Source organism: Streptomyces sp., from assembly GCF_050698815.1.
In the GTDB taxonomy this organism is placed as follows: domain Bacteria; phylum Actinomycetota; class Actinomycetes; order Streptomycetales; family Streptomycetaceae; genus Streptomyces.
The window spans coordinates 1-3,891 of record NZ_JBOHCV010000198.1; the positions used below are offsets into that span (position 1 = coordinate 1).

General features: G+C 64.1%; 3 protein-coding genes. 2 read left to right on the forward strand and 1 reads right to left on the reverse strand.

All coding sequences use genetic code 11. From position 1 onward, the window contains the following. The coding region (locus ACRDP3_RS07300) for an SMI1/KNR4 family protein (protein ID WP_431516016.1) at window positions 1-506 on the forward strand (506 nt) is incomplete at its 5' end. 534 nt (window positions 507-1,040) lie between these two features. Here the strand turns inward: ACRDP3_RS07300 and ACRDP3_RS07305 are convergent. Continuing rightward, window positions 1,041-2,104, reverse strand: a protein-coding gene (locus ACRDP3_RS07305) for an IS630 family transposase (protein ID WP_431516017.1) whose coding sequence is annotated in 2 segments (ribosomal slippage) — window positions 1,041-1,658 and window positions 1,661-2,104 — 1,062 coding nt in all. Because the reading frame shifts where the segments join, the coding sequence is not laid out codon by codon here. 187 nt (window positions 2,105-2,291) lie between these two features. On the opposite strand from ACRDP3_RS07305, the gene ACRDP3_RS07310 reads away from it, so the two are divergent. Further along, a partial coding sequence (locus tag ACRDP3_RS07310; RefSeq protein ID WP_431516018.1) for a serine/threonine protein kinase occupies window positions 2,292-3,891 on the forward strand: 1,600 nt, incomplete at its 3' end.

A 3,891-nucleotide genomic window follows, 5' to 3' on the forward strand; every position in this document is an offset into this window, starting at 1 on the left:
CCATAGGGAATTGGTTCACGCCTCGAATACGCAAGAGGAGCAGATATCTTAATCATGCGAAGGAGGTAACAATGTGGCGTGACCTCGTCCAGAGCTTTGGTGTCCCGGTAGTGTTCGGTCAACCGACACCGCAAGGGTCGATTGAAAGCACGGAATCCCGACTGGAACAGTCTCTTCCCGAAGAGATCCGCTCCCTTCTCATCGAAATGAACGGCCTGACCGGAAGATACGGAATCGACATTGCATGGACTGCGGAACGGATCGCACAAGACAACGAAGCATTCCGGATTACTCCGACCTTTGCCGAACTCTATTCTCCATTCAATTCGCTCATCTTCTTCGGCGACAACGGCAGCGGCGACCAATTCGCCTACCAATCAAATCCTCCCCGACCAGATATTCTCGTCTGGGACCACGAGACGGATAAGCGAAAAATTGTTGCGCCGTCACTCCGCGCATACCTCACAAGCTCTCTTCAAAGCAATGGCGAGGATTGGTACAGGTGAATAGAGCGGAAGTGAGTCCGGCTTCAGGACTTCCATACTTGGAGGAGGTCCTCAGGGTCCCAGCGGGCCGCCAGTACTGGCACCTCATCCGTGAAGACGGAGCGGAGTGACTCACGAGACCGAATGGAAAGAGACCACAGAGAAGATTCCTCTCAACTCACGAGTGACCGGGCTGGTAAAGGCTCATTTTCACTTCGGCTTTTTTGTGGACCTCGACCTGGACCCAGATGTCTCAGCGATTGTAGACGTCATCTCCTACCGCCCGAATGGTGAACCGTTGGGACCGGAGCACTGGCCGCCAGTTGGCGATAGGGTCGAGGCTACCGTCTCCGACTATCGAGAAGAATATCGTCAAGTGAGACTTCGCATCGGACCTCGTCTGGTCGAGTCAGGGTGAATAGCGACCCGGAATGAGCATTTCCGATCCATTCCTTCGCCAGCGAAGATTATTTCTGGATGACTACGAGGAGCGCGTGGAGAGGTTCGGTGATCCGGTTGGGGCTACTGAGGTTGAACTCGTGGTGTCGTCTGTGGTCAGGGGTTGATGGTCAGGCCGGTCTCGGCGAGGCAGCCGTCGATGAGATCCCGGTGGTACTGGATGTGGCGTAAGCCGCGTCGGACGCGTCGGATGAGATGCTCCGGTGTGCTGAAGGCGACGTTGGACAGCCAGCCGCGCCGCAGCAGGGACCAGATCCCTTCGACGGGGTTGAGGTCGGGTGCGTAGGGCGGCAGGTAGTAGATGGTCAGCCAGTCCCGGGAGGCGGCGAACTCCCGGAGCCCGGCGGCCTTGTGCACGTTGAGGTTGTCCCAGACGAGCACGATCGGGCCGCCGAGCTGCTGGTGGGCGGCGACCAGCAGGTCCCGGTAGTCACGCCAGGAGAAGCTTTTGCGTCCGTCGCGCTGGCCGTCGTCCTTGCGCGGCCGGTAGATCAGTCGGGAACGCTCTCCGGGCTTGTAGCAGGTCAGCGCGGCGATGGATATCCGTCGGCGGGAGCGGCCACGGACCCGCACCACCGGAGTGTGACCGCGCCTGCCCCAGGTCTTGGCGTGCGGCGGCGTCATGGAGAACCCGGCTTCGTCCTCGAAGACCAGCCAGGCCCCACGGGCCGCCGCTAGTCTTCCGCGCAGGGCCACACCTCCTTGACCCACCCGGCGACTGCCGCCTCGTCCCGTTCGACGGCCCGGCGGGCCGGGACCTGGCAGGACCAGCCGTTACGCACCAGCAGCTTACGCACACCCTGGATGGTGTAGGTCAGGTGGAAACGCCGCCCGATCACGGTCTTGACGCGCCCGAGCGTCCACCGTTGGTCCTCCCAGCCGTGCGCGGCCGGCCCCTTGGCCAGCTCCGCCTCCAGCTGAGCGAACTGCTCCTCACTCAACCGAGGCAGCGAGGCCGGTCCCTGCGACCGCAGAGCACGCGGACCACCCTCGGCCCAAACACGCCGCCACCGCTGCACCGATCGGACACTGACGCGCAGCTCCCTCGCTATCGCCGTACTCCCCTCGCCCCGGGCGAACCGCTCGGCCGCCTGGAGCCGTAACCCCTCGCGGAACTGCTGCCGTTCGGCGGTCAGCCCGCCACCCTGTGGATACCGCATACCCCGGTAATACCCCAGGAGACGACGGACCGTCAGCCCCCACGACCCCACGAGTTCAACCTCAGTAGTTGGAAGCGCAAGGTAGGCTGCTGGCCGATCACACGTTCCAGGGGGAGGCATGGAATCTCCACGTCGCGATGCTCTGCGACGGGCGGGACCCTACTGCCTGGTCGAGTGCATCGACACAGTGACCGAGGTCGCCATCTGCGGCCAACGCTTCATAGGGAAGACGGCAGGCGGCGACCGAGCCGCCCTGGTCACCGTTACATCTCTGGAGAAGTCCAGCGATGCCGCGTACATCTCCCGCTTCCGTAGCGAGGCCGAGCAGGCGCGCCGTCTCGTCGGCTCGAGCCCATGGCTTGTCGACGTCAGGGAGATCTCAGAAGCCGAGGCAAGTCCGGCCTGGTACACCACGGCGCATGAGCCTGCTTTGCCCCTGCCGGTCGCCCTGGCCGTGAATCGCGGACCCTTGCCCAATAACACCGTCGCCGCTCTCGGCTCAGCTCTGGCGGAGGGGTTGAGAGACCTGCACGCTGCGGGCTACACACACGCCGGTGTGTCGCCAAGTACGGTGCTGCTCACGGCAGACGGTCCGCGACTGGCGGGTTTCGGCGCCGTGCGGACTGCGGGGCCCGACGGCCAAGACCGGTCCCGGGTGTCCGGCTTGGCGGCGGAGAGCGTCGCCCCCGAGCAACTGACCGGCGGGCGACCGCGACCGCTCGGCGACGTGTACGCGCTCGGAGTGGTGCTCTCGTACGCGGCCACGGGTCACATGACGCCAGAGCGAGAGGAACTTCCCTTCGCGCTTCGTGACGTCATCGCTGCCTGCCTCGTACGCGATCCAGCCGGTCGCCTCCGAGCGGCGGACCTGGTGGATAGACTAGCCAGTTGCTCGGTGCCGTTGGCCGGCCGGAGGCCCGTCGGTCAGCCGGGTACGGTCATCGACTCAGGCTTTCGGCACACGGCTGGAGGCACCCCGCCCGCGACGACCCTGGAGGGTTCCGTCAGCAAGGCCGCCGGTCTGCTTGGGCCTGGCTGGCTTCCGGTGGGCTTGATGGCCGAGTTGACAGCCCAAACCGCACGAATTCTCGCGGCGGAAGTCGCCGAGGATTCCGAAAGTGATCTCACTTCTTCCGCAGGTGCGGAGCCCGAAATATCCGCGACCGGGCCCCCGGTGAGTCATGACGTCACGGGAGCACCACCGGACGCCGGCACAAGACTCCCGGACTCCGGTCGCACAAGGCCGTCTCGACGCAGCCTGCTCTCCGGTGCTGTCGCGGGCACAGTGGGCACCGTCGGTAGCTTCGGCGCGGTCACATACTTCGCCTCTCGTGACAAGGCCACGGCCTATGGCCGCGCTTCTGTGCGCAACGTGGCGCCCGCACCACTCTGGAGCCATCACTTCAAAGGCGACGCACCCAAGTACACCCCGTACATCTGGCAGAACAAGACACTGGTGTTCGCTGCCGGGTTCGAGCTTTATGGCTATGACGTACGGACTGGAGGCGAACTCTGGACAGGACCCTGCACGCTCGCCAACGGACCTGTACTGGAGATCGACGAGGACCTGATCATGGTGTCTGGCGAGGAACCCACCTTCCATTCTCCGCGCACAGGCAGGCAGCGCTGGCAGGAGGACCGGTACAACGGCTTCGACGACAAGGTTCTGGGCAGCGGAGGCCCTGAGGTCTGGCTTTCGACCAGTACCGAGACGCAGGACCTCGTGGGGAAGGCACTCGTGGTCGGATACGACCACCGGAAGCGACGCGAGGTGTGGCGTGCAACGC